We start from the raw sequence: 16072 nt of genomic DNA on the forward strand, positions 1-16072 counted from the left end.
GAAGATGAACCAGGAACTCACCACCAACCCGTTCAACCCGCTGGCGGCTCCGAAGACCTTCGACGAGATCAAGATCTCGCTGGCCTCGCCCGAGCGGATCCTTTCGTGGTCCTTCGGCGAGATCAAGAAGCCGGAAACCATCAACTACCGCACGTTCAAGCCCGAGCGCGACGGCCTGTTCTGCGCGCGCATCTTCGGGCCGATCAAGGACTACGAGTGCCTCTGCGGCAAGTACAAGCGGATGAAGTATCGCGGCGTCGTCTGCGAGAAATGCGGCGTCGAGGTGACGCTGCAGAAGGTCCGTCGCGAGCGCATGGGCCACATCGAGCTGGCCTCGCCCGTCGCCCACATCTGGTTCCTGAAGTCGCTGCCCTCCCGCATCGGCCTGATGCTGGACATGACCCTGCGTGACCTCGAGCGGGTTCTCTACTTCGAGAACTACGTCGTGATCGAGCCGGGCCTCACCGATCTCACCTACGGTCAGATGCTGACCGAGGAAGAGTTCATGGATGCCCAGGACCAGTACGGCATGGACGCCTTCACCGCCAACATCGGCGCAGAGGCGATCCGCGAGATGCTGGCGATGATCGACCTCGAAGCCGAGGCCGACAAGCTGCGCGAGGAGCTGAAGGAAGCCACGGGCGAACTGAAACCGAAGAAGATCATCAAGCGGCTGAAGATCGTGGAGTCCTTCCTCGACTCCGGCAACCGCCCCGAGTGGATGATCCTGACGGTCGTCCCCGTGATCCCGCCCGAGCTGCGCCCGCTGGTGCCGCTGGACGGCGGCCGCTTCGCCACGTCCGACCTGAACGACCTCTACCGCCGCGTCATCAACCGGAACAACCGCCTGAAGCGGCTGATCGAGCTGCGCGCGCCCGACATCATCGTCCGCAACGAGAAGCGGATGCTGCAGGAGTCGGTCGACGCCCTTTTCGACAACGGCCGCCGCGGCCGCGTCATCACCGGCGCCAACAAGCGGCCGCTGAAGTCGCTGTCCGACATGCTGAAGGGCAAGCAGGGCCGGTTCCGCCAGAACCTTCTGGGCAAGCGCGTGGACTTCTCGGGCCGGTCGGTCATCGTGACCGGTCCGGAGCTGAAGCTGCACCAGTGCGGCCTGCCCAAGAAGATGGCGCTCGAGCTGTTCAAGCCGTTCATCTACTCGCGGCTTGAGGCGAAGGGCCTCAGCTCGACCGTCAAGCAGGCGAAGAAGCTGGTCGAGAAGGAGCGCCCCGAGGTCTGGGACATCCTCGACGAGGTGATCCGCGAGCACCCGGTGATGCTGAACCGTGCGCCGACGCTGCACCGTCTGGGCATCCAGGCGTTCGAGCCGATCCTGATCGAGGGCAAGGCGATCCAGCTGCACCCGCTCGTCTGCTCGGCCTTCAACGCCGACTTCGACGGTGACCAGATGGCCGTCCACGTTCCGCTCTCGCTGGAAGCCCAGCTGGAAGCGCGCGTGCTGATGATGTCGACCAACAACGTGCTGTCCCCCGCGAACGGCGCGCCCATCATCGTGCCGTCGCAGGACATGATCCTTGGCCTCTACTACATCTCCATGCAGCGCGAGGGGATGAAGGGCGAGGGCATGATGTTCGCCGACGTGGACGAGGTGCAGCACGCGCTGGACGCCGGCGAAGTGCACCTGCACGCCAAGATCACCGCCCGCCTTCCGCAGATCGACGAGGAAGGCAACGAGGTGATGATGCGGTTCGAGACGACGCCGGGCCGCGTGCGGCTTGGCGCGCTCCTGCCGCTGAACGCCAAGGCGCCGTTCGACCTGGTCAACCGCCTGTTGCGCAAGAAGGAAGTGCAGCAGGTCATCGACACCGTCTACCGCTACTGCGGCCAGAAGGAGTCGGTCATCTTCTGCGACCAGATCATGTCCATGGGCTTCAAGGAGGCGTTCAAGGCCGGCATCAGCTTCGGCAAGGACGACATGGTCATCCCCGACGAGAAGTGGCCGCTGGTCGAGGAGACCCGCGAGCAGGTCAAGGACTTCGAACAGCAGTACATGGACGGCCTGATCACCCAGGGCGAGAAGTACAACAAGGTCGTGGACGCCTGGTCGAAGTGCAACGACAAGGTGACGGCGGCCATGATGGCCAACATCTCGACCGCGGGCGTGGACGAGAACGGCGCCGAGAACGAGCCGAACTCGGTCTACATGATGGCCCACTCCGGTGCGCGGGGTTCGGTGACGCAGATGAAGCAGCTTGGCGGGATGCGCGGCCTGATGGCCAAGCCCTCGGGCGAGATCATCGAGACGCCGATCATCTCGAACTTCAAGGAAGGCCTGACCGTGCTCGAGTACTTCAACTCGACCCACGGCGCCCGGAAGGGTCTGTCGGACACCGCCCTGAAGACGGCGAACTCGGGCTACCTGACCCGCCGTCTGGTGGACGTGGCGCAGGACTGCATCGTGCGCGAGCACGACTGCGGCACCGAGCGTGCGGTCACCGCGCAGGCCGCGGTCAACGACGGCGAGATCGTGGCGAGCCTGGCGGAGAAGGTCCTGGGCCGTGTCGCGGCCGAGGATCTGGTGCGCCCCGGCACCGACGAGGTGATGGTCGCCAAGGACGAGCTGATCGACGAGCGCAAGGCGGACATGATCGAGGGCTCCGGCCTTCAGTCGGCCCGCATCCGCTCGCCGCTGACCTGCGAGGCCGAGGAAGGCGTCTGCGCCATGTGCTACGGCCGTGACCTGGCCCGCGGCACGCTCGTCAACCAGGGCGAGGCGGTCGGCATCATCGCCGCCCAGTCCATCGGCGAACCCGGCACCCAGCTGACCATGCGGACCTTCCACATCGGCGGCGTGGCCCAGGGTGGCCAGGCGTCGTTCCAGGAGGCCGGACAGGAAGGCACGATCGAGTTCCGCAACGCGAACCTTCTGGTGAACGACGCGGGCAACCAGATCGTCATGGGCCGCAACATGACGCTGGCGATCGTCGACGAGCAGGGCGTGGAACGGGCCAGCTTCAAGCTCGGCTACGGCACCACGGTCCTGGTCGACGAGGGCATGAAGGTCGTCCGGGGCGCCCGCCTGTTCGAATGGGATCCCTACACCCTGCCGATCATCGCCGAGAAGGCGGGGACGGCGCGGTTCGTGGACCTCATCACCGGGCTTTCGGTGCGCGACGACACGGACGATGCCACCGGCATGACCCAGAAGATCGTGACCGACTGGCGCTCGGCGCCCAAGGGCAACGAGCTGAAGCCGGAGATCCTGATCGTCGGCGAGGACGGCGAGCCGGTCCGCAACGAGCAGGGCAACCCGGTGACCTATCCGATGTCGGTCGACGCGATCCTGTCCGTCGAGGACGGGGCCGAGATCAAGGCCGGCGACGTGGTGGCCCGCATCCCGCGCGAAGGCGCGCGGACCAAGGACATCACCGGCGGTCTGCCCCGCGTGGCCGAACTCTTCGAGGCGCGGCGTCCGAAGGACAACGCGATCATCGCCGAGAAGGACGGCTACGTTAAGTTCGGCAAGGACTACAAGAACAAGCGCCGCATCGCGATCGTCCCGCCGGAAGGCGAAGGCGAGCCGGTGGAATACATGGTGCCGAAAGGCAAGCACATCCCGGTGGCCGAAGGCGACTTCGTCCAGAAGGGTGACTACATCATGGACGGCAACCCGGCACCGCACGACATCCTTGCGGTCCTGGGGGTCGAGGCGCTGGCCGACTACATGATCGACGAAGTGCAGGACGTCTACCGGCTGCAGGGCGTGAAGATCAACGACAAGCACATCGAGGTGATCGTGCGCCAGATGCTGCAGAAGTGGGAGATCCTCGACAGCGGGGAGACCACGCTTCTGAAGGGCGAGCACGTGGACAAGGCCGAGTTCGACGAGGCCAACGCCCGTGCCGCGCTGAAGGGGGGCCGTCCGGCGACGGGCGAGCCGATCCTGCTCGGCATCACCAAGGCGTCGCTGCAGACCCGCAGCTTCATCTCGGCGGCCTCGTTTCAGGAGACGACGCGGGTGCTGACCGAGGCTTCGGTGCAGGGCAAGCGCGACAAGCTCGTCGGCCTGAAGGAGAACGTCATCGTCGGCCGCCTGATCCCGGCGGGCACCGGCGGGGCGACCCAGCAGGTGCGCCGCATCGCCGCCGAGCGCGACCTCAAGGTGCTGAAGGCCGCCCAGGCCGAGGCCGAGGCCGCGGCGGCGCTGGCCGCGCCGATCCAGGAGATGGAGCCCGGCGACGAGTACGACAGCGGCCTGGTGATGACGCCGGAAAGCCGCGAAGAGTAAGCCCGGATCCCGTATCCGGACAGGAGGGGCTCCCGCCGCTGCGGGGGCCCCTTTTCGTTTCCGCGACCTCCCGGCGAGCCGGGCAAATTGTATGGCATTCCGGCGCGAATGGCCTGTCGCCCGCCGGGGCGGAATGCTATCGCCCGGTCACGGGGCCGGAGCGGAGGGGTTCGGATGAGCGACAACATGCGCGGCGCGCTGCTGATGATGACCTGCATGGTCGCCTTCACCATCAACGACACCTTCATGAAGATCATCCTCGGCGAGATCGGGCTGTTCCAGGCGCTGTTCCTGCGCGGCATCGTCACCACAGCCGCGCTTGTCGCGCTTGCCGCGGCCATGGGCGTTCTCGTCCTGCCGCCGCGGCCCCGCGACCGCTGGCTGATCCTGGTGCGCACCTTCGCCGAGGTCTCGGCGGCCTGGCTGTTCATGACCGCGCTGGTCCACATGCCGATCGCCAACGTCTCGGCGATCCTCCAGGTGCTGCCGCTTTCCGTGACCCTCGTCAGCGCCCTGGTCTTCCGCGACCCTCTGGGCTGGCGCAGGCTTTCGGCCATCGCCATCGGCTTCTTCGGCGTGCTGCTGATCGTGCGCCCCGGCACCGAGGGCTTCACCGTCTACTCGGTCTACGCGCTCGCCTCCGTGGCCTGCGTGACCCTGCGCGACATCGCCGCGCGGGGCCTGTCGCGCGAGGTGCCCTCGATCACCGTCGCCATGCTGACCGCCCTCGGCGTGACGCTGTCGGTCGGCGCCTTCTCGGCCTTCGAGACCTGGGAGGCGGTGGACGGCGCGACGGCCCTGCACCTTGCCGGGGCCTCGCTGTTCGTGGTGGCGGGATACCTCAGCAGCGTGATGACCATGCGCGTGGGCGAGATCGGGGTGATCGCGCCCTTCCGCTACACCAGCCTTGTCGCGGCGCTGATTCTCGGGCTGGTCGTCTTCGGCGACTGGCCCGCGCCGCTGACCCTGCTCGGGGCGGCGATCGTCGTCGGCATGGGCATCTTCACGCTGCTGCGCGAACATCACCTCGGCCGCGTCCGCCGCCGTGCCGTCACGCCGCGCCCGCTGTGAGGTGCGAGGCGGGCCGAGCTGTTGACACCCCCCGCGACTCCTTCTATACGGCGCCCACTTGGGGTGGGCCATGCGTAGCCGCTGCCGCTCCGTCACAGAACTGAAGTGGTCACGATCCGGTCCGAAGGGCCCGATCCTCTGGAAACCCACCGCGTGTTCCCCGCAAGGGCGAGCAGAGCGGTTTTTGCGTTTTTGCGGACGCGCAAGACGCGAGACGATCACCGGGGCGCGCGCCCTACCGAATTGGCCCCGCCTTGTGCCGGGCGCGAACAGAAGTGTTGCAACACGGGGATAAGACCGGAATGCCAACGATCCAACAGCTGATCCGCAAGCCGCGGCAGGCGAAAACCAGAAGCTCCAAGTCCATGCACCTGCAGGGCTGCCCGCAGAAGCGCGGCGTCTGCACGCGCGTCTACACCACCACGCCGAAGAAGCCGAACTCGGCCATGCGGAAGGTCGCCAAGGTGCGCCTGACCAATGGCTTCGAGGTCATCTCCTATATCCCCGGCGAATCGCACAACCTTCAGGAACACTCGGTGGTCCTGATCCGCGGCGGCCGGGTGAAGGACCTTCCCGGCGTCCGCTACCACATCCTGCGCGGTGTCCTCGACACCCAGGGTGTGAAGAACCGCAAGCAGCGCCGTTCCAAGTACGGCGCCAAGCGTCCGAAATAAGAGGCGGGGTGGGGTAGGACCCCACCCTACATCCGTCCGTAGGGTGGGGTTTCACCCCACCGTCCCGTCCAAGATCCGAGGATTACCGAAATGTCCCGCCGCCACGCAGCCGAAAAACGCGAAGTCCTGCCCGACGCCAAGTACGGCGACCGCGTCCTGACCAAGTTCATGAACAACCTCATGGTCGACGGCAAGAAATCCGTCGCCGAGCGCATCGTCTACAACGCCTTCGAGCGTATCGAGGCGAAGCTGAAGAAGTCGCCGGTCGAGGTCTTCCACGAGAGCCTCGACAACATCAAGCCGTCGGTCGAGGTCCGCTCGCGCCGCGTCGGCGGTGCGACCTACCAGGTGCCCGTCGAGGTCCGCCCCGAGCGCCGCGAGGCGCTGGCGATCCGCTGGCTGATCGACGCCAGCAAGAAGCGCAACGAGAACACCATGGAAGAGCGCCTGGCCGGCGAGCTGGCCGATGCCGTCAACGGCCGCGGCGCCGCCGTGAAGAAGCGCGAGGACACCCACAAGATGGCCGATGCCAACAAGGCGTTCAGCCACTACCGCTGGTAACAGACATTCCCTGACGGGGCGCCGGTCCGCGGCGCCCTGCAGCACCCGATACACCATTCTCCAGGAGCAGACAGATGCCCCGCGACTATCCCCTTCAGCGCTACCGTAACTTCGGGATCATGGCGCACATCGACGCCGGCAAGACCACCTGCACCGAGCGCATCCTGTTCTACACCGGCAAGTCGCACAACATCGGCGAAGTGCACGACGGTGCTGCGACCATGGACTGGATGGAGCAGGAGCAGGAGCGTGGCATCACCATCACCTCCGCCGCGACAACCACCTTCTGGCAGCGTCAGGAAGAGCCGACCAAGGACGGCACCTCCGACACGAAGTACCGGATGAACATCATCGACACCCCGGGCCACGTGGACTTCACCATCGAGGTCGAGCGTTCGCTCGCCGTGCTCGACGGCGCCGTCTGCGTGCTCGACGCCAACGCCGGTGTCGAACCCCAGACCGAGACCGTGTGGCGCCAGGCCGACCGCTACAAGGTGCCGCGCATCGTCTTCGTCAACAAGATGGACAAGATCGGCGCCGACTTCTTCAACTGCGTCCGCATGATCGAGAACCGCACCGGCGCCCGGGCCGTTCCCGTCGCGCTGCCGATCGGCGCCGAGAACGAGCTGGAAGGCATCATCGACCTCGTGACCATGGAAGAGTGGGTCTGGAAGGGCGAGGATCTGGGCGCGTCCTGGGTCAAGAACCCGATCCGCGACGACCTGAAGGCGCAGGCCGACGAGTGGCGCGGCAAGCTGATCGAGGCCGCCGTCGAGGAAGACGACGAGGCCATGATGGCCTACCTCGAAGGCGAAGAGCCCGATGTCGACACCCTGCGCAAGCTGATCCGCTCGGGCACCCTGAAGCTGCACTTCGTTCCCGTTCTGGGCGGCTCCGCCTTCAAGAACAAGGGCGTCCAGCCGCTGCTGAACGCGGTCATCGACTACCTGCCGAGCCCGCTCGACGTTGTCGACTACATGGGCTTCAAGCCGGGTGACGAGACCGAAACGCGGAACATCCCGCGCCGGGCGGACGACAACATGCCGTTCGCGGGCCTGGCGTTCAAGATCATGAACGACCCCTACATGGGCACCCTGACCTTCACCCGCGTCTACTCGGGCAAGCTGGCCAAGGGCGACAACCTGCTGAACTCGACCAAGGGCTCGAAAGAGCGCATCGGCCGCATGGTGATGATGCACTCGAACAAGCAGGACGAGATCTCGGAAGCCTTCGCGGGCGACATCATCGCGCTGGCGGGCCTGAAGGGCACCACCACCGGCGACACGCTCTGCGATCCGCAGGATCCGGTCGTGCTGGAAACGATGACCTTCCCCGAGCCGGTGATCGAGATCGCCGTCGAGCCGAAGACGAAGGCCGACCAGGAGAAGATGTCCATGGGTCTGCAGCGGCTTGCCGCCGAGGATCCGTCCTTCCGCGTCGAGACCGACATCGAGTCGGGCCAGACGATCATGAAGGGCATGGGCGAACTTCACCTCGACATCCTCGTCGACCGCCTGAAGCGCGAGTTCAAGGTCGAAGCCAACATCGGCGCCCCCCAGGTGGCCTACCGCGAGACCATCGGCCGCGCGATCGAGCACACCTACACTCACAAGAAGCAGTCGGGTGGGTCGGGCCAGTTCGCCGAGGTCAAGCTGGCGCTGTCGCCGACCGAGCCGGGCGAGGGCTATTCGTTCGAAAGCAAGATCGTCGGCGGTGCGGTTCCGAAGGAATACATCCCGGGCGTCGAGAAGGGCATCAAGTCGGTCATGGACTCCGGTCCGCTGGCGGGCTTCCCGGTCATCGACTTCAAGGTGGCGCTGCTGGACGGCAAGTTCCACGACGTGGACTCCTCGGTTCTCGCCTTCGAGATCGCCTCGCGGATGTGCATGCGTGAGGGTCTGAAGAAGGCCGGCGCCAAGCTGCTGGAGCCGATCATGAAGGTCGAGGTCGTGACCCCGGAGGAATATACCGGCGGCATCATCGGCGACCTGACCTCGCGTCGCGGTCAGGTGCAGGGGCAGGACACGCGCGGCAACGCCATCGCGATCGACTGCTTCGTGCCGCTGGCCAACATGTTCGGCTACATCAACACCCTGCGCTCCATGTCCTCGGGCCGGGCGAACTTCACCATGCAGTTCGACCACTACGAGCCGGTGCCGCAGAACATCAGCGAAGAGATCCAGGCGAAATTCGCCTGACGGGGGTGCCGGGCTGTTGCCCGGCCTACCCGCCACCGTAGGCCGGGCAACAGCCCGGCACCCGCACAAATTGAAGGAGCCACACCATGGCAAAGGCAAAATTCGAACGGACGAAACCGCACGTCAACATCGGCACGATCGGTCACGTTGACCACGGCAAGACGACGCTGACGGCGGCGATCACCAAGTACTTCGGCGAGTTCCGGGCCTATGACCAGATCGACGGCGCGCCGGAAGAGAAGGCCCGCGGGATCACGATCTCGACCGCCCACGTGGAGTACGAGACCGAGAACCGGCACTATGCCCACGTCGACTGCCCCGGCCACGCCGACTACGTGAAGAACATGATCACCGGTGCCGCGCAGATGGACGGCGCGATCCTGGTGGTGAACGCCGCCGACGGCCCGATGCCGCAGACGCGCGAGCACATCCTGCTGGGCCGCCAGGTCGGGATCCCGACCATGGTCGTGTTCATGAACAAGGTCGACCAGGTGGACGATCCGGAACTGCTCGAGCTGGTCGAGATGGAGATCCGCGAGCTTCTGTCGTCCTACGAGTACCCGGGCGACGACATCCCGGTGATCCCGGGCTCGGCGCTGGCGGCGATGAACGGCACCGATCCGGAGATCGGCGAGCAGGCGATCCGCAAGCTGATGGCGGCGGTGGACGAGTTCATCCCGACCCCCGAGCGGGCGGTGGACCAGCCGTTCCTGATGCCGGTCGAGGGCGTGTTCTCGATCTCGGGCCGCGGCACCGTGGTGACCGGCCGGATCGAGCGCGGCGTCGTGACCGTGGGCGACGAACTGGAGATCGTGGGCATCCGCACCACCCGCAAGACGACCTGCACCGGCGTCGAGATGTTCAAGAAGCTGCTCGAGCGCGGCGAGGCGGGCGACAACATCGGCGCGCTGCTGCGCGGCATCGACCGTGACGGCGTGGAGCGCGGCCAGGTCCTGGCGAAGCCGGGCTCGGTGACGCCGCACACGAAGTTCGAGGCCGAGGCCTATATCCTGACCAAGGAGGAAGGCGGCCGCCACACGCCGTTCTTCGCGAACTACCGCCCGCAGTTCTACTTCCGCACGACGGACGTGACCGGGATGGTCCAGCTGGCCGAAGGCACCGAGATGGTGATGCCGGGCGACAACGTGTCGTTCGGGGTCGAGCTGATCGCGCCGATCGCGATGGAGCAGGGCCTGCGCTTCGCGATCCGCGAAGGCGGCCGCACCGTCGGCGCCGGCGTGGTGTCGAAGATCGTCGAGTGAACCTTCCCGCAGGATGGGTGACATCACCCATCCTGCCTTCGCGGCAGGGCGCTGCCCCTGCCGCAAACCGAAGACGTCCGGTTCGACGTGGCGCCACCAATGACGGGGGCCCCACCTCTCAACCGCTAAGCCGCGAAAGGCAATTGACATGGCAGCCAGCCAAAACATTCGCATTCGGCTCAAGGCGTTCGATTACCGCGTGCTGGATGCCAGCACGCAGGAAATCGTGAACACCGCGAAGCGGACCGGCGCGCAGGTGCGCGGCCCGATCCCCCTGCCGAACAAGATCGAGAAGTTCACCGTTCTGCGTGGTCCCCACGTCGACAAGAAATCCCGCGATCAGTTCGAGATCCGCACCCACAAGCGGCTGCTCGACATCGTCGATCCGACTCCGCAGACCGTGGACGCGCTGATGAAGCTCGACCTCGCCGCCGGCGTCGACGTCGAGATCAAGGTCTGAGGAGGGCACCCGAAATGTTGCGCTCTGGCGTTATTGCAAAGAAGGTCGGGATGACCCGGCTGTTCCTGGAAGACGGGAAGCAGGTTCCCGTGACCGTCCTCCAGCTCGATTCGCTTCAGGTCGTCGCTCAGCGCACGGTCGAGCGTGACGGCTACACCGCCGTCCAGCTCGGCGCGGGCACGGCCAAGGCCAAGCGGACCACAAAGGCCATGCGCGGCCACTTCGCGCTGGCGAAGGTCGAGCCGAAGCGGAAGATCGCGGAATTCCGCGTCGCCGCCGAGAACATGATCGACGTGGGCGAGGAGATCACCGCGAACCACTACTTCGAGGGCCAGTTCGTCGACGTGGCGGGCACCTCGATCGGCAAGGGCTTCGCCGGTGCGATGAAGCGGCACAACTTCGGCGGCCTCCGGGCGTCGCACGGCGTGTCGATCAGCCACCGCTCCCACGGCTCCACCGGCCAGTGCCAGGACCCCGGCAAGGTGTTCAAGGGCAAGAAGATGGCCGGCCACATGGGCGCCGCCCGCGTGACCACGCAGAACCTGCAGGTCGTGCGCACCGACGCCGATCGCGGCCTGATCATGGTCAAGGGTGCGGTGCCGGGCTCCAAGGGCGGCTGGGTCACGATCAAGGACGCGGTCAAGAAGCCGACGCCCGAAGGCGTGATCTACCCCGCCGCGCTGAAGTCCGCCGCCGAGGAAGCCGAGCGTCTGGCCCGTGAGGCCGCCGAGGCCGCCGAAGCCGAAGCCCGCGCCGCCGAAGAGGCCCGCCTGGCCGAGGAAGCCGCCGCCGAGGAAGCCGCGCTGAAGGAAGCCGAGGCCGAGATCGAAGCCGACAAGGCCGACGCCGCTGACCAGAGCGAGTCTCTGGACGAGAAGAAGGAAGGCGACCAATGAAACTCGACGTGATCAAACTGGACGGCGGCAGCGCCGGATCGGCCGATCTCGACGACGAGATCTACGGTCTGGAGCCGCGTGCCGACATCCTGCACCGCGTGGTCCGCTGGCAGCGCAACAACGCGCAGCAGGGCACCCACAAGGTGAAGACCCGCAGCGAGACGTCGTACTCGACGAAGAAGATCTATCGCCAGAAGGGCACCGGCGGCGCACGCCACGGTGACCGCAACGCGCCGATCTTCCGCAAGGGCGGCATCTACAAGGGTCCGACCCCGCGCAGCCACGGCCACGAGCTGACGAAGAAGTTCCGCAAGCTCGGGCTGAAGCACGCGCTGTCCTCGAAGGCCGCGACCGGCTCGCTAGTCATCCTCGACGACGCGATGATGTCCGAGGCCAAGACCGGGATGCTCGCGAAGCAGATCAAGGCCCTGGGCTGGAAGCGCGCGCTGATCATCGACGGCGCCACGGTGAACGAGAACTTCGCCAAGGCCGCCGCCAACATCGACGGTCTGGACGTCCTGCCGAGCATGGGCGCGAACGTCTATGACATCCTCAAGCGTGACACCCTGGTGATCACGAAGGCGGGTGTCGAAGCACTGGAGGCTCGCCTGAAATGAGCGCGAAACCCGAACACTACGACGTGATCCGCAAGCCGGTCATCACCGAGAAGGCCACCATGGCGTCCGAATCGGGCGCGGTGGTGTTCGAGGTGGCGATGGACGCCAACAAGCCGCAGATCAAGGACGCGGTGGAGAACCTCTTCGGTGTCAAGGTGAAGGCCGTGAACACGACCATCACCAAGGGCAAGGTGAAGAAGTTCCGCGGCCAGCCCGGCCGCCGCAAGGACGTCAAGAAGGCCTATGTGACCCTCGAAGAGGGCAACACGATTGACGTCACCACCGGTCTCTAATAACAGACCGCATCGCTTTGGCCCCGGGCGCCGTCCGGGGCCGGATTTTTTGGACGACACCGCCGACAGGCGATGACCGTCCCGCAGGATGGGTGATTCACCCATCCGCCTCGCCGGGGACCTTCGGGGCCCTTCAAACAGACGGGTCCCGCAAGGGGACCGCAAAGCAAACGGAAGACAGAAAGCATGGCACTCAAGTCGTATAAGCCGACGACGCCGGGCCAGCGTGGGCTGGTGCTGATCGACCGTTCGGAGCTTTGGAAAGGACGCCCGGTCAAGGCCCTCACCGAGGGTTTGACCAAGAACGGCGGCCGGAACAATACCGGACGGATCACGATGCGGCGCAAGGGCGGGGGCGCGAAGCGTCTCTACCGGATCGTCGATTTCAAGCGGACCAAGATGGACATGACCGCCACGGTCATCCGCATCGAATATGACCCCAACCGCACGGCGTTCATCGCGCTCGTCTCCTACGACGACGGCGAGCAGGCCTATATCCTGGCGCCTCAGCGTCTGGGGATCGGCGATACCGTGATCGCGGGCCAGAAGGTCGACATCAAGCCGGGCAACGCGATGCCGTTCTCGGGCATGCCGATCGGCACGATCGTCCACAACATCGAGATGAAGCCCGGCAAGGGCGGCCAGATCGCGCGCGCCGCGGGCACCTACGCCCAGTTCGTCGGCCGCGATGGCGGCTATGCGCAGATCCGCCTCTCGTCCGGCGAGCTCCGCCTCGTGCGGCAGGAGTGCATGGCGACGGTCGGTGCCGTGTCGAACCCCGACAACAGCAACCAGAACCTCGGCAAGGCCGGGCGCAACCGCCACTACGGCAAGCGTCCCTCGGTCCGCGGCGTCGTGATGAACCCGATCGACCACCCGCACGGCGGTGGTGAGGGTCGGACCTCGGGCGGCCGTCACCCGGTCACCCCGTGGGGCAAGCCGACCAAGGGTGCGAAGACCCGCAACAGGAACAAAGCGTCGCAGAAGCTGATCGTCCGCTCGCGCCACGCCAGGAAGAAAGGACGCTAATCCATGACGCGTTCCGTTTGGAAGGGCCCTTTTGTCGACGCGCACGTCCTCAAGAAGGCCGAAAAATCCCGTGAGTCGGGCCGCAAGGAAGTGATCAAGATCTGGTCGCGCCGCTCGACCATCCTGCCCCAGTTCGTGGGCCTCACCTTTGGCGTCTACAATGGCAAGAAGCATGTCCCGGTCTCCGTGACCGAGGAGATGATCGGCCAGAAGTTCGGTGAGTACTCGCCGACCCGGACCTATTACGGTCACGCCGCCGACAAGAAGGCGAAGCGCAAATGAGCACGGAAAAGAACCCCCGCCGCGTGGCGGACAACGAAGCCCTGGCAAAGGCCCGCATGCTGCGGATCAGCCCCCAGAAGCTAAACCTCGTCGCCGCGATGATCCGCGGCAAGAAGGTGGAGAAGGCCCTGTCCGACCTGACCTTCTCGAAGAAGCGGATCGCCGTGGACGTGAAGAAGTGCCTTCAGTCCGCCATCGCCAACGCCGAGAACAACCACAACCTCGACGTGGACGAGCTGATCGTGGCCGAGGCCTGGGTCGGCAAGAACATGACGATGAAGCGCGGCCGCCCGCGCGCCCGCGGTCGCTTCGGCCGCATCGTGAAGCCCTTCGCCGAGCTCACGATCAAGGTCCGCCAAGTTGAGGAGCAAGCCTGATGGGACAGAAGGTAAATCCGATCGGCATGCGCCTTCAGGTCAACCGGACCTGGGACAGCCGCTGGTACGCAGACACCAAGGACTACGGCAACCTGCTGCTCGAGGACCTGCGCATGCGCAAGTTCATCAAGAAGGAGTGCGCCCAGGCCGGCGTGTCGAAGATCATCATCGAGCGTCCGCACAAGAAGTGCCGCGTCACGGTGCACACCGCCCGTCCGGGCGTGATCATCGGCAAGAAGGGCGCGGACATCGAGACGCTTCGCAAGAAGCTGGCCGCGATGACCAAGTCCGAGCTGCACCTGAACATCGTCGAGGTGCGCAAGCCCGAGCTGGACGCCGCCCTGGTGGCCGAAAGCATCGCGCAGCAGCTCGAGCGCCGGGTGTCGTTCGGCCGCGCCATGAAGCGCGCGGTGCAGAACGCCATGCGCATGGGCTCGCTCGGGATCCGGGTGAACCTCGCGGGACGTCTCGGCGGTGCCGAGATCGCGCGGACCGAATGGTACCGTGAGGGCCGCGTGCCGCTGCACACCCTGCGCGCCGACATCGACTACGCCCATTACGAGGCCCAGACCGCCTATGGCATCATCGGCATCAAGGTCTGGATCTTCAAAGGCGAAATCATGGAGCACGATCCTTCGGCCCACGACCGCCGGATGAGCGAGCTTCAGGAAGGTCCCGCGCCCCGTGGCGCCGGCGGCCGCCGGTAAGGAGTAGATCCAATGCTGCAACCAAAGCGCACGAAGTTCCGCAAGATGCACAAGGGCCGTATCCACGGCGATGCAAAGGGCGGATCGGACCTCTCCTTCGGCACCTACGGCCTGAAGGCGGTCGAGCCCGAGCGGATCACCGCCCGGCAGATCGAAGCCGCCCGCCGGGCCATGACGCGCCACATGAAGCGTCAGGGCCGGGTCTGGATCCGGATCTTCCCGGACCTGCCGGTGACGTCGAAGCCCGTCGAGGTTCGGATGGGTAAGGGTAAGGGTTCGGTCGATTACTGGGCCGCCAAGGTCAAGCCGGGCCGGATCATGTTCGAGCTCGACGGCGTGACCGATGCCGTCGCCCGCGAGGCCCTGCGCCTCGCGGCGATGAAGCTGCCGATCAAGACCCGCACCGTGGTCCGCGAGGACTGGTGACGGTCCGAGTGGGATGAAGCATCAGCCTGCGGAAATCCTGGCCCCTGCCGTGAGAACGGCGGGGGTCTTTCGCTTTTGCGGGCGCGGTTCAGGTGGGGTGGAACCCCGCCCTGCGCAAGGCGGTCGGGGTGGTGTCAGTCCGCGGCCAGCCAGGCCCGCGCGTCCTCGAACTCCTCGTTGTCGAAGTGCTTCACCTCGGCGTTGAAGAAGGTGGAGGCCAGCCGCTCGGCCATCTTCGCGACGGCGCCCGACCGGACGATGGCCAGCTTGTCGACCAGCATCCGGTGATCCCGGACCAGCCTGAGACGCTCGCCGAGGGCGCCGAGCCCCTGCCAGCCGTCGAACTGGCGCAGGTCCAGCAGCAGTCGGAAACGGTCGTGGGCCCGGATGAAGGCGTTCAGATCCTCTTCCTCCGCGGCATAGACCGCGGCGTCGAGCTTGCCCAGAAGCTGCACGTGGAGCATGCCTTCGCCAAGGTCGGTCTGGTGGATGCTCCCGAGGGACTCGCTCAGCCAGCGTCGGGCATCGTCTTCTCCGGCCAGCGGAAAGACCATGACGGGGCAGGGGAAGAACACGCTGAAGGCGCGGATGGCGCGCGTCATGCCGCCGGGATCGGCGACGATGGCGACCCGGTCGAAGCCGCGCCAGTGCTTGAGACCGAACCGCGAGTCCTCGAACAGCGCGCCGAGGGTGAAATCGCCGAAGCCGCTTTCCATGCGGACCAGGAGCCGCAGCCTCGGGTGCTCGGCCATGGCGGCGTCGAGGGCGGGGATCAGAGCCCTGGTATAATCCTCCTCGGATATTGTGCCGGAATACCGGATTTCGAGGGTTCCCTCGGTCGGGGACGGTGTGACTTCGATCATGGCAGGCCTCCGCGATGTTCATGCGGGACCATCCTGCGCCACTGCGATGGCAGCGCCTTGATCCAGAGCAAGCGCACCTCTCGCCATGGCCGCGGCGCTCGGCTAAA

Annotated in this window: 16 protein-coding genes; 15 read left to right on the forward strand and 1 reads right to left on the reverse strand. The window is 65.9% G+C overall.

Annotation, left to right across the window (positions count from 1 at the left end; all coding sequences use genetic code 11):
* The first annotated feature begins 4 nt into the window (after window positions 1-4).
* From rpoC to rplP, 15 genes are all read left to right on the forward strand, one after another.
* Window positions 5-4249: a DNA-directed RNA polymerase subunit beta' gene (gene rpoC, locus A7B20_RS01465; protein ID WP_102106760.1), complete on the forward strand. Its 4245-nt coding sequence runs from the start codon at window positions 5-7 to the stop codon at window positions 4247-4249.
* Between the two features lie 174 nt (window positions 4250-4423).
* On the forward strand, window positions 4424-5320 hold the full coding sequence (locus tag A7B20_RS01470) for a DMT family transporter (protein ID WP_102106761.1): 897 nt from the start codon (window positions 4424-4426) through the stop codon (window positions 5318-5320).
* Between the two features lie 302 nt (window positions 5321-5622).
* On the forward strand, window positions 5623-5994 hold the full coding sequence (rpsL, locus tag A7B20_RS01475; protein WP_102106762.1) for a 30S ribosomal protein S12: 372 nt from the start codon (window positions 5623-5625) through the stop codon (window positions 5992-5994).
* Between the two features lie 90 nt (window positions 5995-6084).
* Complete coding sequence (gene rpsG, locus A7B20_RS01480) at window positions 6085-6555, forward strand: 30S ribosomal protein S7 (RefSeq protein ID WP_102106763.1); 471 nt, start codon at window positions 6085-6087, stop codon at window positions 6553-6555.
* Between the two features lie 74 nt (window positions 6556-6629).
* Window positions 6630-8753: an elongation factor G gene (gene fusA / locus A7B20_RS01485; protein ID WP_102106764.1), complete on the forward strand. Its 2124-nt coding sequence runs from the start codon at window positions 6630-6632 to the stop codon at window positions 8751-8753.
* A gap of 86 nt (window positions 8754-8839) precedes the next feature.
* On the forward strand, window positions 8840-10015 hold the full coding sequence (tuf, locus tag A7B20_RS01490; protein ID WP_102106749.1) for an elongation factor Tu: 1176 nt from the start codon (window positions 8840-8842) through the stop codon (window positions 10013-10015).
* A gap of 148 nt (window positions 10016-10163) precedes the next feature.
* Window positions 10164-10475 (forward strand): 30S ribosomal protein S10, encoded by a 312-nt coding sequence (gene rpsJ / locus A7B20_RS01495; RefSeq protein WP_099826123.1) that lies wholly within the window; start codon window positions 10164-10166, stop codon window positions 10473-10475.
* A gap of 14 nt (window positions 10476-10489) precedes the next feature.
* Window positions 10490-11371: a 50S ribosomal protein L3 gene (rplC, locus tag A7B20_RS01500; RefSeq protein WP_102106765.1), complete on the forward strand. Its 882-nt coding sequence runs from the start codon at window positions 10490-10492 to the stop codon at window positions 11369-11371.
* Window positions 11368-11988, forward strand: a complete 621-nt coding sequence (gene rplD, locus A7B20_RS01505; RefSeq protein ID WP_102106766.1) for a 50S ribosomal protein L4 — start codon at window positions 11368-11370, stop codon at window positions 11986-11988. Before rplC ends, rplD begins: the two co-directional genes overlap by 4 nt.
* Window positions 11985-12281: a 50S ribosomal protein L23 gene (locus A7B20_RS01510; RefSeq protein WP_102106767.1), complete on the forward strand. Its 297-nt coding sequence runs from the start codon at window positions 11985-11987 to the stop codon at window positions 12279-12281. The genes rplD and A7B20_RS01510 overlap by 4 nt, the downstream gene beginning before the upstream one ends.
* Window positions 12282-12467: 186 nt before the next feature.
* A complete protein-coding gene (gene rplB, locus A7B20_RS01515; RefSeq protein WP_102106768.1) occupies window positions 12468-13310 on the forward strand; it encodes a 50S ribosomal protein L2 in 843 nt (280 codons plus the stop codon).
* Between the two features lie 3 nt (window positions 13311-13313).
* Complete coding sequence (rpsS, locus tag A7B20_RS01520) at window positions 13314-13592, forward strand: 30S ribosomal protein S19 (RefSeq protein WP_102106769.1); 279 nt, start codon at window positions 13314-13316, stop codon at window positions 13590-13592.
* Window positions 13589-13969: a 50S ribosomal protein L22 gene (rplV, locus tag A7B20_RS01525; RefSeq protein ID WP_102106770.1), complete on the forward strand. Its 381-nt coding sequence runs from the start codon at window positions 13589-13591 to the stop codon at window positions 13967-13969. Before rpsS ends, rplV begins: the two co-directional genes overlap by 4 nt.
* Entirely contained in the window at window positions 13969-14676 is a 708-nt protein-coding gene (gene rpsC / locus A7B20_RS01530; protein WP_102106771.1) for a 30S ribosomal protein S3, read from the forward strand. The genes rplV and rpsC overlap by 1 nt, the downstream gene beginning before the upstream one ends.
* Before the next feature lie 12 nt (window positions 14677-14688).
* Window positions 14689-15102 (forward strand): 50S ribosomal protein L16, encoded by a 414-nt coding sequence (rplP, locus tag A7B20_RS01535; protein ID WP_102106772.1) that lies wholly within the window; start codon window positions 14689-14691, stop codon window positions 15100-15102.
* A gap of 134 nt (window positions 15103-15236) precedes the next feature.
* On the opposite strand, the gene A7B20_RS01540 is transcribed toward rplP, so the two are convergent.
* Complete coding sequence (locus A7B20_RS01540; RefSeq protein WP_102106773.1) at window positions 15237-15965, reverse strand: SpoIIAA family protein; 729 nt, start codon at window positions 15963-15965, stop codon at window positions 15237-15239.
* Window positions 15966-16072 lie beyond the last annotated feature (107 nt).

The sequence above is a fragment of the Oceaniglobus roseus genome, assembly GCF_002869745.1.
GTDB lineage: Bacteria > Pseudomonadota > Alphaproteobacteria > Rhodobacterales > Rhodobacteraceae > Oceaniglobus > Oceaniglobus roseus.

Coding starts and splice junctions, on each gene's coding strand:
- rpoC (WP_102106760.1), top strand. CDS start 5: ATGAACCAGGAACTCACCACCAACCCGTTCAACCCGCTGGCGGCTCCG.
- A7B20_RS01470 (WP_102106761.1), top strand. CDS start 4,424: ATGAGCGACAACATGCGCGGCGCGCTGCTGATGATGACCTGCATGGTC.
- rpsL (WP_102106762.1), top strand. CDS start 5,623: ATGCCAACGATCCAACAGCTGATCCGCAAGCCGCGGCAGGCGAAAACC.
- rpsG (WP_102106763.1), top strand. CDS start 6,085: ATGTCCCGCCGCCACGCAGCCGAAAAACGCGAAGTCCTGCCCGACGCC.
- fusA (WP_102106764.1), top strand. CDS start 6,630: ATGCCCCGCGACTATCCCCTTCAGCGCTACCGTAACTTCGGGATCATG.
- tuf (WP_102106749.1), top strand. CDS start 8,840: ATGGCAAAGGCAAAATTCGAACGGACGAAACCGCACGTCAACATCGGC.
- rpsJ (WP_099826123.1), top strand. CDS start 10,164: ATGGCAGCCAGCCAAAACATTCGCATTCGGCTCAAGGCGTTCGATTAC.
- rplC (WP_102106765.1), top strand. CDS start 10,490: ATGTTGCGCTCTGGCGTTATTGCAAAGAAGGTCGGGATGACCCGGCTG.
- rplD (WP_102106766.1), top strand. CDS start 11,368: ATGAAACTCGACGTGATCAAACTGGACGGCGGCAGCGCCGGATCGGCC.
- A7B20_RS01510 (WP_102106767.1), top strand. CDS start 11,985: ATGAGCGCGAAACCCGAACACTACGACGTGATCCGCAAGCCGGTCATC.
- rplB (WP_102106768.1), top strand. CDS start 12,468: ATGGCACTCAAGTCGTATAAGCCGACGACGCCGGGCCAGCGTGGGCTG.
- rpsS (WP_102106769.1), top strand. CDS start 13,314: ATGACGCGTTCCGTTTGGAAGGGCCCTTTTGTCGACGCGCACGTCCTC.
- rplV (WP_102106770.1), top strand. CDS start 13,589: ATGAGCACGGAAAAGAACCCCCGCCGCGTGGCGGACAACGAAGCCCTG.
- rpsC (WP_102106771.1), top strand. CDS start 13,969: ATGGGACAGAAGGTAAATCCGATCGGCATGCGCCTTCAGGTCAACCGG.
- rplP (WP_102106772.1), top strand. CDS start 14,689: ATGCTGCAACCAAAGCGCACGAAGTTCCGCAAGATGCACAAGGGCCGT.
- A7B20_RS01540 (WP_102106773.1), bottom strand. CDS start 15,965: ATGATCGAAGTCACACCGTCCCCGACCGAGGGAACCCTCGAAATCCGG.